Origin of the sequence: Saccharothrix tamanrassetensis, assembly GCF_014203665.1 — a bacterium.
Classification (GTDB): Bacteria; Actinomycetota; Actinomycetes; order Mycobacteriales; family Pseudonocardiaceae; genus Actinosynnema; species Actinosynnema tamanrassetense.
The window spans coordinates 771,543-793,288 of record NZ_JACHJN010000001.1 but is presented as its reverse complement, the minus strand read 5'-3'; the positions used below and the strand labels follow the sequence as shown (position 1 = coordinate 793,288).

General features: G+C 71.8%; 9 protein-coding genes. All 9 read left to right on the top strand.

Going from position 1 to position 21,746, the window contains the following annotated elements; genetic code table 11:
• Positions 1-31 precede the first annotated feature (31 nt).
• Positions 32-1,018: a 2,3-diaminopropionate biosynthesis protein SbnA gene (gene sbnA, locus FHS29_RS03015; protein ID WP_184687942.1), complete on the top strand. Its 987-nt coding sequence runs from the start codon at positions 32-34 to the stop codon at positions 1,016-1,018.
• The gene (locus FHS29_RS03010; protein WP_184687940.1) at positions 1,015-15,840 is read left to right on the top strand and encodes a non-ribosomal peptide synthetase; all 14,826 of its coding nucleotides are present in this window, start codon (positions 1,015-1,017) and stop codon (positions 15,838-15,840) included. The genes sbnA and FHS29_RS03010 overlap by 4 nt, the downstream gene beginning before the upstream one ends.
• Complete coding sequence (locus FHS29_RS03005; RefSeq protein WP_184687938.1) at positions 15,837-16,649, top strand: ABC transporter permease; 813 nt, start codon at positions 15,837-15,839, stop codon at positions 16,647-16,649. Before FHS29_RS03010 ends, FHS29_RS03005 begins: the two co-directional genes overlap by 4 nt.
• A 15-nt stretch (positions 16,650-16,664) precedes the next feature.
• Positions 16,665-17,879 carry a cytochrome P450 gene (locus FHS29_RS03000; protein ID WP_184687936.1) on the top strand — a complete coding sequence of 405 codons (1,215 nt, stop codon included), beginning with the start codon at positions 16,665-16,667 and terminating at the stop codon, positions 17,877-17,879.
• 91 nt (positions 17,880-17,970) lie between these two features.
• On the top strand, positions 17,971-18,198 hold the full coding sequence (locus FHS29_RS02995) for an MbtH family protein (RefSeq protein ID WP_184687934.1): 228 nt from the start codon (positions 17,971-17,973) through the stop codon (positions 18,196-18,198).
• Complete coding sequence (locus tag FHS29_RS02990) at positions 18,198-19,142, top strand: ATP-binding cassette domain-containing protein (RefSeq protein ID WP_184687932.1); 945 nt, start codon at positions 18,198-18,200, stop codon at positions 19,140-19,142. The genes FHS29_RS02995 and FHS29_RS02990 overlap by 1 nt, the downstream gene beginning before the upstream one ends.
• A gap of 120 nt (positions 19,143-19,262) precedes the next feature.
• Positions 19,263-20,525 carry a cation:proton antiporter gene (locus tag FHS29_RS02985; RefSeq protein ID WP_184687930.1) on the top strand — a complete coding sequence of 421 codons (1,263 nt, stop codon included), beginning with the start codon at positions 19,263-19,265 and terminating at the stop codon, positions 20,523-20,525.
• Positions 20,522-21,043 carry a flavin reductase family protein gene (locus FHS29_RS02980; protein ID WP_184687928.1) on the top strand — a complete coding sequence of 174 codons (522 nt, stop codon included), beginning with the start codon at positions 20,522-20,524 and terminating at the stop codon, positions 21,041-21,043. Before FHS29_RS02985 ends, FHS29_RS02980 begins: the two co-directional genes overlap by 4 nt.
• Before the next feature lie 150 nt (positions 21,044-21,193).
• Entirely contained in the window at positions 21,194-21,721 is a 528-nt protein-coding gene (locus FHS29_RS02975) for a hypothetical protein (RefSeq protein ID WP_184687926.1), read from the top strand.
• The last annotated feature ends 25 nt before the right edge of the window (positions 21,722-21,746 follow it).

The following is a 21,746-nucleotide window of genomic DNA, read 5'->3' as shown; positions in this document are numbered from 1 at the left end:
CTGACCGTGGACCTCGCCTAGGAGTCGGCGCATGCCAGTGATATCCACGCCCCAGGAGTTCAACGTGGACGACCTCTACGTGGACCTCCGGCGGCTCTCGGGCCACCCGCTGTACCTGAAGTGCGAAGGCTTCAACTTCGCCGGCTCGATCAAGCTCAAGGCCGCCAACGAGATGGTGTCGGCGGCGGTCCGCAGCGGCGCGCTGCGCGAGGGCACCACGCTGGTGGAGAGCTCGTCGGGCAACCTCGGCGTGGCGCTGGCCCTGGTGGCGGCCAGCCGGGGCCTCCGGTTCCTGTGCGTGACCGACACCCGCTGCAACCTGTCCACCCGCCAGCTGATGACCGCGCTGGGTGCGCAGGTGCACGTGATCACCGAGCCGCACCCGGAGGACGGGTTCCTCGGCGCGCGCATCCGGTTCGTCAAGGACCTGGTGGCCGAGCACGCCGACCACCTGTGGCTCAACCAGTACGCCAACCCGGGCAACTGGACGGCGCACTACCAGACCACCGGCCCGGAGATCCTCAAGAGCTTCCCCGAGGTCGACGTGGTCTTCATCGGCGCGGGCAGCACCGGCACGCTGATGGGCTGCGCCCGCTACTTCCGGGAGAACAAGCCGTCGGTGCGGGTGGTGGCGGTCGACAGCGTCGGCTCGGTCACCTTCGGCACGCCCGCTCAGCCCCGGATGCTGCCCGGCCTGGGCACCAGCGTCCGTCCACCGCTGCTGGACGAGTCCTACGTGGACGAGGTGCTGCACGTCGCCGAGGCGGACACCGTCCGGGCCTGCCGGGCGCTGCTGCGGCACGGGTTCCTGTTCGGCGGTTCGACCGGCACGGTGCTGTCCGGCGCGACCGCCTGGCTCGCCCGGCACGACCGCGACGTGACGGCGGTCGCGATCGCGCCGGACCTGGGCGAGCGCTACCTGGACACCGTCTACCACGACCAGTGGATCGCGGACATCTACGGCGCGGACCTGCTCGGCGAGCAGGAGGCCGCGACGCTTGCGAGGAGAATGCCATGACCGACGCGTTGCCCCTTTCCGCCGGACAGGCCGAGATCTGGTTCGACGAGAAGCTCAACGGGCGGGGCGTCGCTTACAACTCGGCGGGCTACCTGGACATCCGCGGCCCGCTGGACGTCCCGGCGCTGGTCGCCGCCGCGCGCGGGCTGGTCGACGAGGCCGAGTGCACGCGCACCCGCTACCTGGAGGTGGACGGTGCCCCGGCGCAGGTGGTGACGCCGCTGGTGACGCTCCCGCTGACCCGGCTGGAGCTCACCGCCGACGAGGCCGCCGACTGGATGAGCGCCGACCTGGCGACGCCGTTCGAGCTGGACGAGTTCCCGCTGTTCCGGTTCGCGGTCGTCAAGGTCGCCGACGACCGGCACTTCTTCTACATGCGCATCCACCACCTGCTGTGCGACGGCTACAGCCAGGTGGTCTTCTGGCGGCGGCTGGCCGAACTGTACGGCGGGGTCGACGGCACACCGATCCCGCCGCTGAGCGCGTTGCTGGCCGGTGAACGCGCCTATGAGGAGTCCCCGGCCGCGGTGAAGGACAAGGACTTCTGGTCGCGGCGGTTCGACGCCACCCCGGACCTGGTGAGCCTGTCCACCCGCACGGTCACCGATCCCGAGGTGCGCGGCTTCCTGCGGCGCACCTCCGTGCTGTCCGCCGGGACCGCGCGGGCGCTGCGCGACCTGGCGACCCGGTCCACGTCGACCTGGCCCGCCGTCGTGCTGTCCGCTGTGGCGGCCTACACCCAGCGCCTCACCGGCGTGGGCGACGTGCTGCTGACCCTGCCGGCGACCGCGCGGATGGGCGCGACGATGCGCGCCGTCCCCGGCATGGTCGCCAACTACCTGCCGCTGCGGGTCCGCGTGCGGCCCGACGACACCAGGCCGGACCTGCTCCGCCGGACGTCCCGCGAACTCATGCGGGTGCTCAAGCACCAGCGCCACCGGGTCAGCCGCATCCGCCGCGCCATGGGCCTGGCCGCTGACGACCGGCGGCCGTTCGGCCCGTTCGTCAACATCCTGCCGCAGCAGACCACCTTCGCGCTGGGGGCGTGCGAGGTGGAGGTCAACAACCTGTCGACCGGTCTCATCGAAGACCTGATGATCACCGTGGTGGACGCGCCGGACGGCGGGCTGGAGGTCCACCTCAACGGCAACCCCGAGCTGTACACGGCCGGTGAAGCCGAAGCGCACCTGGCCCGGTTCACCGCGTTCCTGGACCGCTTCGCGCACGCCTCGGACGACGAACCACTGGCACAGCTGGAAGTCCTGGCCGACACCGAGCGCGCCGAGTGGCTGACCGCCACCATCGGCCCGTCCCGCACCGACCCGTTCACCGACGTGGTCGAGCAGGTCCGGGCGATCGCGGCGGAACGCCCGGATGCCGTCGCGGTGGTGGAGGACGACTTCGACGTCACCTACTCGACGCTGGTCGCCCGGGCCAGCGCCCTGTCCCGCAGACTGCCCGCGACCCTGGTGGGCGTGCTCGCCGCACCGGGTGCCGGGTTCGTCTCCGCTGTGCTCGGCGCTCTGGGCGCGGGGGCGGCGTACGTGCCGCTGGACACCCGCGCTCCGATCGCACGCACGGCGGAACTGGTTCGTGACAACGGCATCGGACTCGTCGTCGTCGACGCCGCGCACCGCGCGTCGGCAGCCGGACTCGGCGTCGACATCATCGTGCTGGACAATGCCGAGGACACCGAGCCGGCGCCGGTACTGGGCGATCCGGACGACCTGGCGTACGTGATCTTCACGTCGGGCTCCACCGGCAAGCCCAAGGGCGCGATGGTGCACCGCCGCGGCATGGTCAACCACCTGTTGGCCAAGGTGGAGGACCTGGGCCTGACCGACGCGGACAGCGTGGTGCAGAACGCGCCGCTGACGTTCGACATCTCGGTGTGGCAGATGCTCGCGCCCCTGGTCGCGGGCGGCCGGGTGCGGGTCGTCGGCCGTGAGACGGCGGCCGACCCCGATCTGCTGTTCGGCCTCGTGGCCGACGAACGCATCACCGTGCTGGAGGTCGTACCGTCGCTGCTGCGCGCCGCACTGGACGCGTGGGATGTCGTGGAGGCGCGGCCGAAGCTGCCGTCGCTGCGCGAACTGGTCGTCACCGGTGAGGCGTTGCCGCCGGACCTGTGCCTGCGCTGGTTTGCCCGCTTCCCGACCGTGCCGCTGGTCAACGCCTACGGCCCCACGGAGTGCTCGGACGACGTGACGCACGCGTTCGTGACGGTGGACGACGCCGCCGGTCCGCGTGTGCCGATCGGCCGGGCCGTCCGCAACACCGACCTCTACGTGCTGGGCGACGACCTCGGCCCGGTACCGACCGGCGTGCCCGGCGAGCTGTACGTGGGCGGTGCGGGAGTGGGCCGGGGTTACCTGGGCGACCCGAAGCGCACCTCGGCCACGTTCGTCGCGGACCCGTTCAGCGGCGGCCGGATGTACCGCACGGGCGACCGCGTGGTGCGCCGCGAGGACGGGCAGCTGGAGTTCCTGGAACGCCGTGACCACCAGGTGAAGGTGCGCGGCCATCGGATCGAGCTGGGCGAGATCGAGGCGACCCTGCGCGGCCTGCCGGAGGTCTCGGACGCGGCCGTGCAGGTCGTCGGCGAGGCCGGCGGCAAGCGGCTGATCGGGTACGTGGTGGCCAACCGGCCGCTCGGCGACCTGCGTGTCCGGCTGGGCGAGCTGCTGCCCGACTACCTGGTCCCGTCGGCGTTCGTGGAGCTGGACGCCATGCCGCTCACCGCGCACGGCAAGGTGGACCGCAAGGCGCTGCCCGCTCCGGACGTGACCGGTACGCGGGCCCGTGCGCCGCGCTCGCCCCGTGAACGGGTGCTGTGCGAGGTCATGGCCGAGGTGCTGGGACTGCGCGATGTCGGCGTGGACGACGACTTCTTCACGCTGGGCGGCGACAGCATCAGCTCCATCCAGGTGGTCAGCCGCGCCCGGCGTGCCGGCGTGGTGTTCACCTCACGCGAGGTGATGAAGCACCGCACGCCCGCCGCCATCGCGGCCATCGCGGCGAACGCCACCGGAACCGCGGTCGTCGCCGACGACGGTGTGGGCGAGGTCGAGCTGACGCCGATCGCCCACCAGCTGCGCGAGGACCTGAACGACCTGTCGCAGACCACCCGCCAGTACAGCCAGTACGTGGTCCTGCACGTGCCGACCGGGCTCGACCTGATCAAGCTCGCGGGAGCGATCCAGACCGTCGTCGACCACCACGACGCGTTGCGCGCCAGGCTGTCCGTGCCGCTGCCCGGCCTGTGGACGATGGAGACCCTGCCGGTGGGCGAGATCCGGGCCACCAAGCTGGTCCGCCGCGTCCCCTTGTCGGAACTGGACGACGTGGACGAGGTCGTCGCCGAAGAGGTCGCCCGCGCCCGTGCCGGTCTGGCGCCGGAAGAAGGCCGTGTCCTGCAGGCGGTCCTGATCGACTCGGGCACCACCGCCAGGCTCGTGCTGGTCGTGCACCACCTCGTGGTGGACGGCGTGTCGTGGCGGATCATCGTGCCCGACCTCGCCGAAGCCGTGGCGGGCAGGGCGCTCCAGCCCATCGGGACGTCCTACCGGCGCTGGGCCAAGGTGTTGGCCGAACACGCCCGCTCGGCCTCGCGCGTGACCGAACTGCCGCTGTGGGCCGCGCAGGTCCACCCGACCGATGTGCGGTTGGGCGACCGCCCGCTGGACCCGCACCGCGACACCTACGGCACCGCCCGGTCGCTGCGGCTCGTGCTGCCGACCGAGCAGACCAGCGCGTTGCTGACCAAGGTCCCGGCCGTGTTCCACGCCGAGATCAACGACGTGCTGCTCGCGGGCCTCGCGATCGCCGTCGCGGACTGGCGGCGCAGGCGCCTCGGCGTGGACGACTCCGCCGTCCTGGTGGAAGTGGAGGGCCACGGCCGCGAACAGGTCGTCGACGACGTCGACCTGTCCCGCACGGTCGGCTGGTTCACCAGCGTGTTCCCGCTCCGGCTGGACGTCGGCGAACTGGACCGCGCCGACCTGTGGGCGGGCGGCGCGAGCGCGGGCACGGCCATCAAGCGGGTCAAGGAACAGCTCCGCGCGCTGCCCGACCACGGCATCGGCTTCGGCCTGCTGCGCTACCTCAACCCGCAGACCGTGGGCACGCTCGCCCGCTTCGGCACGCCCCAGGTCGGTTTCAACTACCTGGGCCGGTTCGGCGCCGGCGAGACGGCGGGGGAGTGGTCGCTCGACGCGGGCACGTCCGTCGTGGGCACCGGCGTGAGCCCGGACATGCCTCTGCGGCACGCGATCGCGGTCACGCCGGTCACCGAGGACACCGCGGCCGGACCGCACCTGGTCGCGGACTGGCTGTGGGCCGACGGCCTGCTGTCCGACGGCGACGTGGCCGACATCGCGCGGACCTGGTTCCGGGCGCTGGAGGCGTTCGTCGAGCACGCGTGTCTGCCCGGCGCGGGCGGGCACAGCCCGTCGGACTTCGACCTGGTGGCGTTGACCGAGCGCGAGATCGCCGACATCGAACGCGAGACCGGTGCGGTGCAGGACGTCCTGCCGCTGTCGCCGTTGCAGAAGGGCCTGCTGTTCCAGGCCGAGTTCGACCGCGACGGCGCGGACGTCTACACCCTCCAGGTCGTGGTCGACGTCGAAGGCGCGCTCGACGTGGACGCGTTCCGGGCGGCTGCGGAAGCGTTGCTGCGCAGGCACCCCAACCTGCGCGCGTCGTTCCACTCACGACCGTCCGGCGACGCGGTGCAGGTGGTGCCCGCGTCCGCCGCCCTGCCGTGGGAGGAGATCGACCTCACCGGCATGGACCCGGTCGACGCCGAGCACGAGCTGCGCCGGCTCACCGACGAGGACTGGGTGCGCCGGTTCGACATGGCCGACCCGCCGCTGCTGCGGTTCACCGTGGTACGCACCGGCATCGACCGGTTCCGGCTGATCTGGGCCGTGCACCACATCCTGGTCGACGGCTGGTCCATGCCGATCTTCGCCAAGGAGCTGTTCACCCTCACCGCCAACGGCGCCGACCTGAGCGCACTGCCGCCGGTCGCGCCGTCCCGCGACTACTTGGAGTGGTTGGCGCGGCAGGACGACGAGGCCGCGCGGCAGGCTTGGCGGACGGCGTTGCACGGCATCGGCGAGGCCACTCGGATCGGTCCGGACGAACGCCCTCGCGTCACCGACTCGCCCGCCTCGATCACCGTGGACCTGCCCGCCGAGTTCACCGGGAAGCTGTCCCGCTGGGCGCGCGCCCGCGGCCTCACGCTGAACACGGTCATGCAGGGCGCTTGGGCGATCCTGTTGGGCAGGCTGACCGGACGCGACGACGTGGTGTTCGGCGCGGTGCACTCCGGCCGCCCGGTAGACCTGCCCGGCATGGAGTCGATGGTCGGCCTGTTCCTCAACACCCTGCCGGTCCGGGTGCGGCTCGACCCGGCCACGCCGATCGCCGACCTGCTGACCCGCATCCAGGACGAGCAGTTCGACCTGGCCCCGCACCACCACCTCGGCCTGGCCGAGGTGCAGCAGGTGGCCGGGGTCGGTGAGCTGTTCGACACCGTGGTCAGCTTCCACAACTACCCGATGGACACCGACGGCCTGTCCGGGATCGTCCCCGGCGTCCGCCTGGTCGCCGCCGAGGGCAGGCTGGTCGCCGAGTACCCGTTCGCGCTGTCGGTCTACCCCGGTGACCGGCTCCGGCTGCTCGCCCAGTACCGCTCCGACATCTTCGACGCGCCGGCGATCGAGTCCGTCGTGGACCGGTTCACGCGGCTGCTGCACATCCTCGCCACCGACTCGGACACGCCGGTCGCGCACGTCGACCTGCTGTCCGCCGACGAGCGCTCACAGATCCTGGACGGCTGGGGCGGTCGGATCGCCGACATCCCGGAGGTCGTGGTCACGGACCTGTTCGAGGCCCGTGCCGCCGAAGCACCGGACTCGGTCGCGGCGGTCTTCCAGGGCACGCCGCTGACGTACGCCGAGCTGAACGCCCGCGCCAACCGGCTGGCACGAATGCTGGTCGCGCGCGGGGCCGGGCCGGAGAGCGTCGTCGCGCTGGCGATGCCGCGCTCGCTGGAAATGCTGGTCGCGGTGCTCGGCGTGCTCAAGGCGGGCGCGTCCTACCTGCCGATCGACGCCAAGTACCCGGCCGACCGGGTCGACTACATGGTCGCCGATGCCCGGCCGTCCGTGCTGCTGTCCACAGTGGACGTCGCCGGGACGCTGAACGTCGGCGTCGAAGTGGTCCCGATCGACGCGGTCGACTTCTCCGCCTACCCGGACGGCGACCTGACCGACGCGCACCGCATCGCGCCGCTGCGCCCCCATCACCCGTCGTACGTGATCTACACGTCCGGCTCGACCGGCAAGCCCAAGGGCGTCGTGGTCGACCACGCGGGGTTCGTCGCGATGGTGCTCAGCCTGATCGACAAGTTCCAGGTCACGCCGGACACGCGGGTGCTCCAGTTCGCGTCCTACAGCTTCGACGCCACCGTCTGGGAGATGGGCCTCGCCCTGTGCGGCGGCGGCACGGTCGTCGTCGCCGGGGACGACGCCCGAGGACCCGGCCAGGCGCTGATCGACCTGATCAACGACAACGGGGTGAACCTGGCCGCGCTGCCGCCGGTCGTGGCGGGCGGGATGCCCGAGGGGACCAAGCTGCCCGACGACCTGACCATGGTGGTCGCGGGTGAGGCGTGCCCGCCGGAGGTCGTCGCGCGCTGGTCGGCCACGCACCGGATGTTCAACGGCTACGGCCCCACGGAGTCCGTGCTGGCGGCCACCGTCGGCGGTCCGCTGACGCCCGGCCCCAAGCCGCCGATCGGCACCCCGACCGCCGCGCACCGGGTCTACGTGCTCGACTCGCTGCTGCAACCCGTTCCGGCGGGCGTCACGGGCGAGCTGTACGTGAGCGGCGGACTGGCCCGCGGCTACCTGAACCGGCCGGGCCTGACCGCCGAGCGGTTCATCGCCGACCCGTTCGGCGGACCGGGCGACCGCATGTACCGGACCGGCGACCTGGTGAAGTGGCTGCCCGGCGGGCAGCTGGACTACCTCGGCCGCGCCGACGACCAGGTGCAGCTGCGCGGCTTCCGCATCGAGCTCGGCGAGGTCGAGTCCGTGCTGCTGGCGCACCCCGACGTGGTCCTGGCGGTGGCGGTCGTGCGCGAGGACGAGGAGGGCGATCGCAAGCTCGTCGCCTACCTCGTCACCGGCCAGGACGGCAGCGCGGTACCGGCCGGTCTGCGGGAACAGCTGGTGGAGGCACTGCCGGAGTACATGGTGCCGTCCGCGCTGGTGGTGCTGGACGAGTTGCCGCTGACGCCGCAGGGGAAGCTGGACCGCAAGGCGCTGCCCGCCCCCGACTACACGGGCCAGACCCGGGGCCGCGGCCCGCGCAACCCGGTGGAGGAGATCCTGGCCGGGGTCTTCGCGGACGTGCTGCAACTGCCGCAGGTCGGCATCGACGACGACTTCTTCGCCCTCGGCGGGCACTCCCTGCTGGCCACCAAGGTGATCAGCCGGGCACGGGCCGCGCTGGGCGTCGAACTGCCGATCCGGGCGCTGTTCGAAGCCCGCACGGTCGCCGGCGTGGCCGAACAGGTGGTCGGCGCGTCCGACGCCCGACCGCCGCTGCGCCCCGCCGCGCGGGGCGAGCGCATCCCGCTGTCCTACGCGCAGACCCGACTCTGGTTCCTGGACAAGTTCGAGGACGGCACGACCGGTACCTACAACGTGCCGCTGGCCGTCCGGCTGAACGGCGACCTGGACGTGCCCGCGCTGCGCGGCGCCTTGCGCGACCTGGTGGCACGGCACGAGATCCTGCGCTCGGTGTTCCCCGACGCGGAGGGCGAGCCGTACCAGCAGGTGGTGGACGTGCCGGCGGACTACCCGGAACTGCCGCTGACCCGGTTGCCGGAGTCGGACCTCCAGACCGTGCTGACCGCCGAGGCCGACCACGGCTTCGACCTGGCCGCGGAGCCCGTGATGCGGGCCCACCTCTACGGCGTGGCGCCGTCCGAGCACGTGCTGTTGCTGGTGTTCCACCACATCGCGTTCGACGGCGGGTCGATCGCGCCACTGGTCGAGGACCTGGCCACGGCGTACCGGGCGCGCGTCGCCGGCCGCAGGCCGGAATGGGCCGCGCTGGCCGTGCAGTACGCGGACTACGCGCTGTGGCAACGGGAACTGCTCGGCGACGAGCACGACCCGGACAGCCTGCTGTCCCGCCAGCTCGGGTACTGGACGCAGGCGCTGGCGGGCGTGCCGGAGGAACTGGACCTGCCGACCGACTTCGCCCGTCCGGCGGTGGGCAACTACGACGGCGACGAACTGCGGTTCGAGATCGACGCCGAGCTGTACCACGCGGTCGTGGCGCTGGCCCGGGACACCGGGGCGAGCGTGTTCATGGTGTTCCAGGCCGCGCTGTCGGCGTTGCTGACGAAGCTGGGCGCCGGCACCGACATCCCGCTCGGCACGCCCACCGCCGGCCGCACCGACGACGAACTGGCCGACCTGATCGGCTTCTTCGTCAACACCCTCGTGCTGCGCACCGACACCGGCGGCGACCCGACGTTCCAGGAGCTGCTGCACCGCGTGCGGGACACCAACCTGGCCGCCTACCAGCACCAGGACGTGCCGTTCGAGCACCTGGTGGACCGGCTCAACCCGGAGCGGTCGCTCAACAAGCAACCGCTGTTCCAGGTCATGCTGACGATGCAGACCAGCGACGACATCCCGTTGACGCTGCCGGGCCTGTCCGGGCGGGTGGAGCCGGTGCGCTCGCAGCGGGCGAAGTTCGACTTCACCGTGCTGCTGGAGGAGCGGTACGCGGAGGGCGTGCCGTCCGGGATGCACGGCGTGCTGGAGTACAGCACCGAGCTGTTCACCGAGGCTTCCGCGCGGCGACTCTCCCGGCGACTGGTCGACTTCCTGCGCAGCGTCGTGACCGATCCGGCCGCGCGGCTGAGCCGGATCGACGTACTGGACGCCGACGAGCACGCGGCGGTGCTGCGTGCCGGCACCGGTCCGGTCAAGCCCCAGGCGTACGAGGGCGTGGTCGAGCGGGTGCGCTCATTGGCCTTGGCGCAGCCGGACGCGGTCGCCGTGGTGGACGACCACTCCAGCGTCACGTACGCGGAGCTGGTCGGCCGGGCGGGCGCGTTCTCCCGCCGGGTACCCGGCGACGGGCTCACCGCCGTGCTGGCCGCACCCGGGATCGGTTTCGTCACGGCGGTCCTGGGTGTTCTCGGCGCGGGCGGCGGCTATGTGCCGCTGGACGTGCAGGCCCCCGTCGCCCGGATCGCCGCACTGCTGGCGGACAGCGGCGCACGGGCCATCGCGGTGGACGAGGCGCACCTGGAGCTGGCGCAGGAAGTGGCCAACGGCATCGAGATCGTCGTACTGGACGACACGGTCGACGCCGAACTGCCGCCCGCGCAGGGTGAACCGGACGACCTGGCCTACGTCATCTTCACGTCGGGCTCGACCGGCAAGCCCAAGGGCGCGATGGTGCACCGCCGGGGCATGGTGAACCACCTGTGGTGCAAGGTGGACGACCTCGCAGTGTCCGAACTGGACATGATTGTGCACAACGCGCCGGTCACGTTCGACATCTCGGTGTGGCAGATGCTGACCGCGCTGATGGTCGGTGGCCGGGTCCGGGTCACCGGGCGGGACACCGCCGTCGACCCGAACGCGCTGTTCGCCACCATCCGGAACGAGGGCGTGACGATCCTTGAGGTCGTTCCCTCGCTGCTGCGCGCCGCACTGGACGCGTGGGACATCACCGAGGAGACGCCGGACCTGCGCGGTCTGCGTTGGCTCGTGGTCACCGGCGAGGCGCTGCCGCCGGACCTGTGCCACCGCTGGTTCGCCCGCTACCCGGACATCCCGCTGGTCAACGCCTACGGCCCGACCGAGTGCTCGGACGACGTGACGCACGCGACGATCCGGCTCGGTGACGAGCTCGGCGACGCGCGAGTGCCGATCGGGCGCCCCGTGCGCAACACCCGGCTGTACGTGCTCGGCGACGACCTGCGCCCGGTGCCCGCCGGTGTGCCCGGTGAGCTGTACGTCGGCGGTATCGGCGTCGGCCGGGGTTACCTCAACGACCGGGCCAGGACGTCGGTGACGTTCATCGCCGACCCGTACGGCGACGTCGGCACCCGCATGTACCGCACGGGCGACCGGGTGGTGCTGCGACCCGACGGTCAGTTGGAGTTCCTGGAACGCCGCGACCACCAGGTGAAGATCCGCGGCCACCGCATCGAGCTCGGCGAGGTTGAGGCCGCGCTGCGCGCCGTGCCCGAGGTCGGCGACGCGGCGGTGTCGGTCAGTGGCGACCAGGGCGGCCACAAGCGGCTGGTCGGCTACGTCGTCGCCGCACCCGGCGCGGACCTGAGCGTGTCGGCGGTCCGGGACGCGTTGGGCGAGTCGCTGCCGGACTACATGGTGCCGGCCGCGATGGTGGTGCTGGACGCGCTCCCGCTGACCCCCAACGGGAAGGTCGACCGCAAGGCCCTGCCCGAACCGGATCTTGCCGCGACCAGGGGCCGTGGCCCGCGCACGCCGGTCGAAGAGATCCTGTGCGGGGTGTTCGGCGAAGTGCTGGGCACCGCCGAGGTCGGCGTGGAGGACGACTTCTTCGACCTCGGCGGGCACTCCCTGCTCGCTACCCGGGTCGTCAGCCGGATCCGCACGGTGCTGGACGTGGAGTTGCCGGTGCGGGCGCTGTTCGAGGCCCGCACGGTCGCCGGCCTGGCGAAGCTGGTCGCCGGGGCGGCCTCGGCACGACCCGCGCTGCGGCCGGTGGAACGCGCCGGCGACGAGGGCCTGCCGCTGTCGTTCGCGCAGCGCCGGCTGTGGTTCCTCAACAAGCTCGAAGAGAGCGCGACCGGCACGTACAACATCCCGCTGGCCGTGCGGCTCAAGGGCGAACTCGACGTCACCGCTCTCGGCGAGGCCGTGGACGACGTGGTGGCGCGCAACGAGATCCTGCGGACCGTCTTCCCGGACGTGGACGGCGTGCCGTACCAGCGGGTGCTGCCCGTGTACGGATCGGTGCTGCGAGTCGGCCACACGGATGACATCGCGCGCACGTTGGCCGAGGAGGTCGACCGGGGCTTCGACCTGGGCGCGGAACCGGCGCTGCGCGCCCGGCTCTACGTCGTGGACGAGCAGGAACACGTGCTGTTGCTGGTGTTCCACCACATCGCGTTCGACGGCTGGTCGACCGCGCCGCTCGCCCGTGACCTGGCCACCGCGTACGCGGCCCGCCGCACCGGCAAGGCGCCGAGCTGGGAGCCGCTGCCCGTGCAGTACGCGGACTACGCGGTGTGGCAACGGGAGTGGCTGGGCAGCGAGACGGACGAGGACAGCGTGCTGTCCGCCCAGCTGGCCTACTGGACGCGGGCGCTGGCCGACCTGCCGGAGGAACTCGACCTGCCGACGGACTTCGCGCGGTCCGCGGTGAGCGACCACGACGGGGACGTGCACCAGTTCTCCGTTCCGCCCGAGCTGCACGCCGGACTGCTGGCGTTGGCCCGGGAAACCGGCGCGAGCGTGTTCATGCTGGTGCAGGCAGCGGTCTCGGCGTTGCTGACCAAGCTGGGCGCGGGCACCGACATCCCGCTGGGCAGCCCGATCGCCGGTCGCACCGACGAGGCCCTGCACGACATGGTGGGCTTCTTCGTCAACACGCTGGTGCTGCGCACCGACACCAGCGGCGACCCGACGTTCCGCGAGCTGGTCCGCCGGGTGCGGGAGACCGACCTGGCCGCCTACGTCCACCAGGACCTGCCGTTCGAGTACCTGGTCGAAGCCCTCAACCCGCCCCGGTCGCTGTCCCGCCACCCGCTGTTCCAGGTGATGCTGGCGTTCCAGAACGACGACGACGCAGCCGAGGCGCTGCCCGGCGTCAACGCCGCCGTCGAGCCGATGAAGGCCGGCCGGTCGAAGTTCGACCTGACCTTCGACCTGGTGGAACGACAGCTCGACGGCAACCCGGCGGGCATGGACGGCGTCCTGGCCTACCGCACGGACCTGTTCCGCAAGTCCACTGTGGACAGAATGGCGCAACGCTTGATCCGGGTGCTGACCGCCGTGGTGGCCGACCCGGACGCGCCGCTCAGCGACGTGGACGTGCTCAGCCCCGACGAGCGCCACCGCATCCTGGTGGAGTGGAACGACACCACCCGGGAGCTGGACCGCGCGCTGGTGCCGGACATGGTCGCCAACCGCACCAAGCAGATCCCCGGCGTGACGGCGCTGGTCGGTCCGGACGGCCAGTACACCTACCGGCAGTTGGGCGCGCGCTCGAACCGGCTGGCGCGTGAGCTGATCCGGCGCGGTGCGGGACCGGAGCGGATCGTGGCCATCGCGGTGCCGCGTTCCACGGACCTCGTCGTGTCGGCGTTGGCGGTGCTCAAGTCCGGTGCCGCGTTCCTGCCGATCGACCCCGCGCACCCGGCCGACCGGATCGCGCTCACCCTCGCGGACGCCGAGCCGACGTTGACCGTCACGACGGCGGAAGTGGCCGCCAAGCTGCCGCCGACCGGGGAAGTACTGCTGCTGGACGCGCCGGAGGTCGACAGGGTGCTGCGCGGCCGGGGCGGTGCGGCCGAGGTGACCGACAAGGACCGCAACGCGCCGCTGAGGCCTGAACACCCGGCTTACGTGATCTACACGTCGGGCTCCACCGGCAGGCCCAAGGGCGTGGTGATCCCGCACCGCGCCCTGCGCAACCTGATCGCGGACATGCGGCTGCGGCTGGCGATGAGCCGGGACGACCGGCTGCTCGCCGTCACCACGTTCGGCTTCGACATCTCCAACCTGGAGGTCTTCGTGCCGCTGGTGTCGGGGGCGACGCTGATCGTGGCCGACCGGGAAGTGGTGCGCGATCCGCTGGCGCTGGGAGCGATGCTCGTCGAAACCCGGACCAGCGTCATGCAGGCCACGCCGAGCTTGTGGCAGGCACTGGTGGACGCCGACCCGGACGCGTTGCGCCGACTGCGGGTCGTGATGACCGGTGGCGAGGCGTTGAGCGAGGCGTTGGCGGCGGCTCTGCACGAACTCACACCCGACGTGCGCAACATGTACGGGCCGACCGAGACCACGATCTGGTCCACCGTGTCCGAAGTGGACGGCGGCAAGCCGACCATCGGCAAGCCCATCAGCAACACCAAGGTCTACGTGCTCGACCACGCACTGCGTCCCGTGCCGCCCGGCGTTCCCGGTGAGCTGTACATCGGCGGCGAGGGCCTGGCGCGCGGGTACCTCAACCGGACGGCGTCGACCGCGGACCGGTTCCTGGCCGACCCGTTCGGCGAGGCCGGCGACCGGATGTACCGCACGGGCGACGTGGTGCGGTGGGACGACGACGGCGAGATCGAGTTCCTGGGCCGCCGCGACCACCAGGTCAAGGTGCGCGGGTTCCGGATCGAGCTGGGCGAGGTGGAGGCCGCGCTGCGGGCCGTGCCGGGGATCTCGGACGCGGTGGTGGTCGCGGACAACGGCCGGCTCGTCGGGTACGTGGTCGGCTCCGACGTGCCGGAGCCGGTGGTGGTGCGGCGCAGGCTCGGCGAGGCGCTGCCGGACCACATGATCCCGTCGGCGCTGGTCGCGTTGGAGCGGTTCCCGCTGAACACCAACGGAAAGGTCGACCGGGCCGCGCTCCCGGCGCCGGACTCGGCCGACCGCACACCGTCCCGTGCACCGGCCACGGCCGCCGAGAAGGTGCTGTGCCAGGTGTTCGCGGACGTGCTCGGCCTGCCGGAGGTGCGGGTGGACGACGACTTCTTCGAGCTGGGCGGCCATTCGCTGCTCGCGACTGGTGTGGTCAGCCGGGCGCGCAAGGCCGGGCTGCGGTTCACCATCGCGGACGTCTTCGTGCACAAGACCACCGAAGGGCTGGCGAGCGTCGCGCAGGAGCAGGACGTGCCCGCCGCCGGGGCGTCGGCGGTGGCCAGGGTGTTCGACGAGGTGCGCGCGCTGGAGGCCGGGGACGACCCGCTCGACCCGTTCGCCGTGGTGCTGCCGATCCGCCCGGACGGCACCAAGCCGCCGTTGTTCGTGCTGCACAGCGGCCTGGGGTCCAGCCTGCCGTACGTCGGGCTGGCCCGGTCGATCGACCCGGACGTGCCGATCTACGGCATCCAGTCGCCGAGCGTCGGCCACCTCGCCCCGTTGCCGGACAGCATCGAGGCGGTGGCGCGGGAGTACCTGGGCTACCTCAAGCAGGTCCAGGCCGAGGGGCCGTACCACCTGCTCGGCTGGTCGTTCGGCGGTGTGCTGGCGCAGGAACTCGCGGTGCGGCTCCAGGACAACGGCGACGAGGTGGCGCTGGTCGCGAACCTGGACGGCTACCCGCACCGCCCCGGCACGGAGGACGAGGACCTCTCGGACGACGAGCTCCTGCTGCGCGTGATGGAGGTCATCGGCCACGACCGCGAGGAGTTCGCCGGCCGCGACCTCCAGCCCGGTGACGTGGTGGAGGTGCTGCGCCGCGACCGGCACCCGTTGGCGGACCTGGGGGAGCAGCGGCTGCTGGCGATGCTGTCCGTGGTGCGCAACCACGGCCGGATCATGGAGCGCTTCACCCCGCGCACCTTCCACGGCGACCTGGTGCTGTTCGCCGCGGTGCGGGACCGGTCCGAGGCCGAGGTCGCCGAACTGGCGGACTCGTGGACCGCGCACGTCGGCGGCGAGGTCCGCACGCACCGGGTGCCCTGTGGGCACGAGTACATGATGCACCCCGAGCCGCAGGCGCTGATCGGCGCGGCGGTCGCGGAAGAGCTCCGCCGGGTGCAGGGCAACCAGATCCGGGAGGCACGACCGTGACCACGCTCGACGTCCCGACCGCGCAGACACCGCTCGCGCCGGTCACCGAGGTGCTCGCCATCGCGGGCCGGCGGTTGCGCCGGCTGCGCCGCAACCCCGGCCGGCTGGTGGGCATCACGCTCAACCCGCTGATCACCATGATCGCGCTGGGCTACCTGTTCTCCAACGCCATCGAGATCCCCGGCAGCACCAACTACATCGAGTTCATCTTCGCCGGCGTGGTGATGCAGGTGGGGTTGGCCAGCATCGGTCCGACCGCCATCGCGGTGGCGCTGGACGTGCAGGGCGGCTTGGTGGACCGGTTCCGGTCGTTGCCCATCTCGCGTTCCGCGGTCCTCATCGGGCACACCATCGCGGACCTCGCCATCAGCCTGATCGGGCTGGCCGTCGTGACGGCGTTCGGCCTGCTGTTCGGCTGGCGCTCGCACACCGGCTTCCTGCCGACGCTGGCCGGGTTCGCCCTGGTGGCGGTGTTCATCTTCACCGTGCTCTGGGTCGGGGTGCTGCTGGGCATGGCGTCCCGCAACCTGGAGACCATCGAATCCGTCGGCGGGCTGGTCGCGGTCGTCTTCTCGTTCATGTCGACGGGGTTCCTGTCGGTGGAGAAGCTGCCCGGCTGGATCCAGCCCATCGCCCAGTGGAACCCGGTCAGCTCGGTGATCGCCGCCTGCCGGGAACTGTGGGGCAACCCCGTCGCGGACAGCGGCGGTTTCCCTGCGGAGAACCCGAGCACCGTGATCCTGGTGTCGCTCGGCACGCTGTTCGTCGTCACCTCGTACCTCAGCGTCCGCCGCTACCGCAACGCCTGAAAGGGACGCCCGAAGATGACCGCCGCCGACCTGGCGACCCTCGACCTCGCCGACCCGCAGACGTTCCTGGACGTCGACCTGACCGAGCTGTGGCGCACCCTGCGCGCGGAGAGCCCCGTGCACTGGAACGAGCCGCGCGGGGACAACCCCGGCTTCTGGGTCGTCTCCCGCTACGCCGACTGCGTCACCGCCTACAAGGACAACAAGAGGCTCACCTCCGAGCGCGGCAACGTGCTCACCACGCTCCTGCAGGGCAACGACTCCGCGTCCGGCAAGATGCTCGCCGTCACCGACGGCGCCCGGCACCGCGCGGTGCGCAACCTGATGCTGAAGTCCTTCTCGCCCCGGCTGTTGGAGGCCGTGGCCGAGCAGGTCCGCAAGCGCACCAGGGGTCTGCTGGAGGACGTGATCGCGCGCGGCGAGTGCGACTTCGCCACCGACGTCGCCGACCACATCCCGATCAACACCATCGGCGACCTGATGGACGTGCCGGTCGCCGACCGCGCCCGGCTGGTGGACTGGAACAACCGCACGCTCAGCCGGGTCAGCTCCGAGGACTCGCAGATGGACGAGTGGCTGGCGCGCAACGAGATCCTGCTCTACTTCTCCGACCTGGCCGACCAGCGCCGCCGCAACCCCGGTGACGACGTGCTGTCGACACTGGCCAACGGCCTGGTCGACGGCGCGCCGCTGGCCGAGGACGAGGTGGTGTTCAACTCCTACAGCCTCATCCTCGGTGCCGACGAGTCCAGCCGGATGTCGTCCATCGGCGCGATCCTCGCGCTCGCCCAGAACCCCGAGCAGTGGCGCAAACTCAAGTCGGGTGAGGTCGGCATCGACACCGCCACCGAAGAGGTGCTGCGGTGGACCACCCCGGCGATGCACTTCGGCCGCCGCGCGGTGGAGGACGTCGAGCTGGGCGGGCGGACGATCCGCGCGGACGACGTGGTGACGCTGTGGAACAGCTCGGCGAACTTCGACGAGGAGGTGTTCCCCGACCCGACGCGGTTCGACCTGGCGCGCACCCCCAACCGGCACATCGCGTTCGGCTTCGGCCCGCACTTCTGCCTGGGCGCGTTCCTGGGCCGCGCCCACGTCGGCTCGGTGCTGGAAGGCCTGCGCGACCTGGTGTCCGAGATCCGCGTGCCGGGGCCGGGCACCCGGCTGTACTCGAACTTCGTGTACGGGTACAGCAGCCTGCCGGTGGAACTGGTGCCGGAGAAGGCCTGACCATCACCGATCCGTCAGCGCGCTGTCAGCGCGGGTCTGAAGCATTGGGCCACTGGGGTCCATTCCCACCGCGAGGGTACGGAGAGCCGAAGTGACGAACCCCTTTGACGACCAGGACGGTCGGTTTCTGGTGCTGGTGAACGAAGAAGGCCAGCACTGCCTGTGGCCCGCGTTCGCCCGCGTGCCGGCCGGGTGGACCGTGGCACTGGAGGAGACCACGCGGGACGCGGCACTGTCCTACGTGGAGGACAACTGGACCGACATGCGTCCGCGCAGCCTCCGCGAGGCACACGACCGCAACGAGAGCAAGGCGAGCTGATGGACCTCGCGATCGAAGTCTCCGGCCTCCGCAAGACCTACGACAAGACCCACGCGCTGCGAGGCGTCGACCTGTCCGTGCGCACCGGGTCGGTGCTCGGCGTGCTCGGCCCCAACGGCGCGGGCAAGACCACCGCCGTCCGCGTCATGGCGACCCTGCTCGAACCCGACGGCGGCACCGCGAAGGTCGCCGGGTTCGACGTGGTGAAGCAACCGCGGGAGGTGCGCCGCCGGATCGGCCTGGCCGGTCAGAACGCCGCCGTGGACGAGCTGCTCACCGGCCGGGAGAACCTGGTGCTGCTGGGCAAGCTGCTGCACCTCGGCCGGGACGGCGCGCGCGGGCGTGCCAAGGAGCTGTTGGAGCGCTTCGACCTCGTCGCGGCGGGCGACCGCCCGGTGGGCACCTACTCCGGCGGGATGCGCCGCCGGCTGGACCTGGCCAGCTGCCTGGTCGGCCACCCGCAGGTGCTGTTCCTGGACGAGCCCACCACCGGCCTGGACCCGGCGAGCAGGCAGGCGCTGTGGAACACCGTGCGCGGCCTGGTGGACGACGGCGTGACCGTGCTGCTGACCACCCAGTACCTGGAGGAGGCCGACTACCTGGCCGACCAGATCGTGGTCATCGCGGCGGGCCGCGTCATCGCCGACGGCACTCCCGACGAGCTCAAGCGCAAGGTCGGCCAGGAGTGGCTGGAGGTCGCGGTCGCGCTGCCGGACCGGACGCCCGACGCCCTCTCCGTCCTCGGGCCCCTGGCGGTCGACACGCCCACCGTCGACGCGGAGAAGGGCCTGGTGAAGCTCCAGCTGCGGGACGGCATGGACGGCATCGCGGCCGCCGCCGTGGCACTGCGGGACGCCGGGGTCGACGTCGCGGACTTCTCCCTGCGCCGCCCGACCCTGGACGACGTGTTCTTCAACCTCGTCGGACACCCGACCGACCAGTAGGGAACCACACCGAGCAGGAAGGAAACCGGCCGTGTCCCACCGCACGCAGAACTTCGCGGGCAGCCGCGCGCTGTCCATGAGCAGGTACCGCCGCACCGCCGGACGGTGGGGGTCACGGACATGAGCGACCTCCTGCTGCACGCGGGGCACGTCGCCGCGGTGCTCGCGGCCGTGCTGCTCGCCGCGCACCTCGGCCGTCGGGCGGCTCGCGCGGCACGTCAGCCGGAGGTGGTCGGCGAGATCCTGGCGGGCATCCTGGTCGTGCCGGCGGTGCTGGCCGTCGGCGGCACGACCGGACTGGCCGGTGTCCTGCCGGCGGGAGTGGTGGGCCCGTTGAAGGTGCTCGGCCAGATCGGGCTGGTGCTGTTCCTGGTCGGGGTGGCGCACGAACTGCGGCACGGCCGGTCCGGGCTGGGCGCGCGGGCCGTGGGCTGGGTGACCGCCGGGTCGTTCGTGCCGGCCCTGCTGGCCGGCCTGGCGATGGCGGCCTGGGTGCTGCTGGCCGCCGGTCCGGACGTGCGTGGGAGCGCACCCGCGCCCGCTCTGGTGCTGATGGTCGCCGTGGCGTTGAGCGTGACGGCCGTGCCGGTGCTGGCGCGGATCCTGGAAGACCGGCGGATGGTGGACAGCCCCACGGGCAAGCTGGCCATGGCCGCCGCCGTCGTCACCGACTCCGCCGCGTGGCTGCTGCTGGTCGTCGCGGTCGGCATCTCCGGCGGTGTGCTGGTCTCGCTGATCCTGCTCGCGGTGGGCGTCGCGGTGACCGTGGTCGGGCGGATCCTGTTGCGCGGCAAAGCCCCTACCGCGATCGCGGAGCGGTTCCCCAAAGCCACCGGGGTCGGCGTCGCGGTGCTCGCGCTGCTGGCCGCGTTCCAGTTCGAGCACTGGGGCCTGACCGCCGTGTTCGGCGCGTTCGTGGTGGGCCTGGCGGTGCCCGGCGGACCGTGGGCGGGCGTCGTGCGGCCGATCATGCGGACCGGCAGGCTCCTGGTGCCGGTGTTCTTCGTGGTGGCGGGCATGGGCGTGGCGAACGCGCCGCGTGCGGCCGTGCCGTGGGCCGCCATCCTGATCGCGCTGGTGCTCGCCGTCGCGGGCAAGATCGGCGGCGGCTACCTGGGCGCACGGCTCGGCGGCCAGGACCGCCGCACCGCGCTCACCGTCGGCGTCCTGCTGAACACCAGGGGGCTGACCGAGATCGTGGTGCTCCAGGCCGGGTACAGCGCCGGACTGCTGTCCGTGCAGCTCTTCCTGGCCCTGGTGGTGATGGCCCTGGTGACGACCGCGATGACCGGCCCCCTGCTGTCCCTGATCGAACGCCGCGCGCGCCGGAACGCCGCCGTGCCACGACAGCTCGTTCCCGACTTGCCAGGCGGTACGCCATGACCCAGTCGCTCCCCGTCATCCCGGTAGCCGATTTCCGCACCCTGATGTCCCACTTCCCGACCGGCGTCGCCATCATCACCACGACCGCGCCGGACGGTGAGCCCAGGGGCATGACGGTGTCGTCGGTGTGCAGCGTGACGCTCTCGCCGCCGACGCTGCTGGTGTGCCTGCGCAACGGCAGCCCGACCCTGGACGCGGTGCTCGGGCACGGCAAGTTCGCGGTGAACTTCCTGCACGGCAACGCCAGGCCCGTGGCCGAGCTGTTCGCCTCGGGCGCTCCGGACCGCTTCGACCTCATCCCGTGGCGGCAACCGCCCGGTGCCGGTGGGCCACACCTGGTGGAGGACGCGCACGCGGTGGCGGACTGCCGGGTGAGCCGGACCGAGCCGGTGGGGGACCACACCGTGGTGTTCGGGGAGACATTCCAGGTGGCACAGGAATCCGGGCATCTGCCTTTGCTGTACGGCATGCGTGAATACCAGGTGTGGCGGGCCGGGGAAGCCGCCGAAAGCCGGTAGGGCCTGCCCTACGGCTGCTCGCCGTCCGATGATCGCCCCGGCGGAGCACCCCGCCGGGGCGATTTCGGCGCTAGCCTCGGAACAGTGCCGTACTTCTCGCCAGTGATATGCAGCTTCACGCCACCGGGCGAGGGATTCGACCTCTGGCCGGTGTCCGCCCCGGAGGGGAACTGGCTGCGACTCGATGACAGCACCGGCCAGGACGACGTGGGCAGCGCGTTGTGCGCGATGTACTTCCACAGCGGCGGAACCGACGCCGCCACCGCGGACGAGGCGGTGCGGGAGCTGATCGGCTTCGACACCCTCTACGCGCCCGGTGGCCTGCTGCTGCACGACGGCGAGGGCGCACAGGCGGAGCCGGGCCCGCGCAGCAACCTGTTCGCGTGGCGCACCTGGCTCGCCACGCTGTACCGCGCGGACGTCGAACTCGGGCCGGGGCCTTGGGTGGAGTACGTCGGCGACGTGGTGCGGGTGTGGCCCGGCGAGGGCCACGACGGGCCGCACCTGGACGTTCCACGCCAGGCACTCCCCGGAATGCTGAGACAGGCGCAGCGCGATCTGACCGCGTTCCTCGGAACCCTCCGGACGTGGGCGAGGACTTACTCGCCGCAGCAGGCAGAACTCCTCGTGGCCGCTGTCGACGCAGGCCTGGAGATCACCGAACCGCTACCTCTCTAGCACCTGGTCCTCGCGCCACTGCGCG

What these genes read in the sequence shown, in the direction of transcription:
- sbnA (WP_184687942.1), top strand. Translation starts at nt 32, where the DNA reads ATGCCAGTGATATCCACGCCCCAGGAGTTCAACGTGGACGACCTCTAC.
- FHS29_RS03010 (WP_184687940.1), top strand. Translation starts at nt 1,015, where the DNA reads ATGACCGACGCGTTGCCCCTTTCCGCCGGACAGGCCGAGATCTGGTTC.
- FHS29_RS03000 (WP_184687936.1), top strand. Translation starts at nt 16,665, where the DNA reads ATGACCGCCGCCGACCTGGCGACCCTCGACCTCGCCGACCCGCAGACG.
- FHS29_RS02990 (WP_184687932.1), top strand. Translation starts at nt 18,198, where the DNA reads ATGGACCTCGCGATCGAAGTCTCCGGCCTCCGCAAGACCTACGACAAG.
- FHS29_RS02985 (WP_184687930.1), top strand. Translation starts at nt 19,263, where the DNA reads ATGAGCGACCTCCTGCTGCACGCGGGGCACGTCGCCGCGGTGCTCGCG.
- FHS29_RS02980 (WP_184687928.1), top strand. Translation starts at nt 20,522, where the DNA reads ATGACCCAGTCGCTCCCCGTCATCCCGGTAGCCGATTTCCGCACCCTG.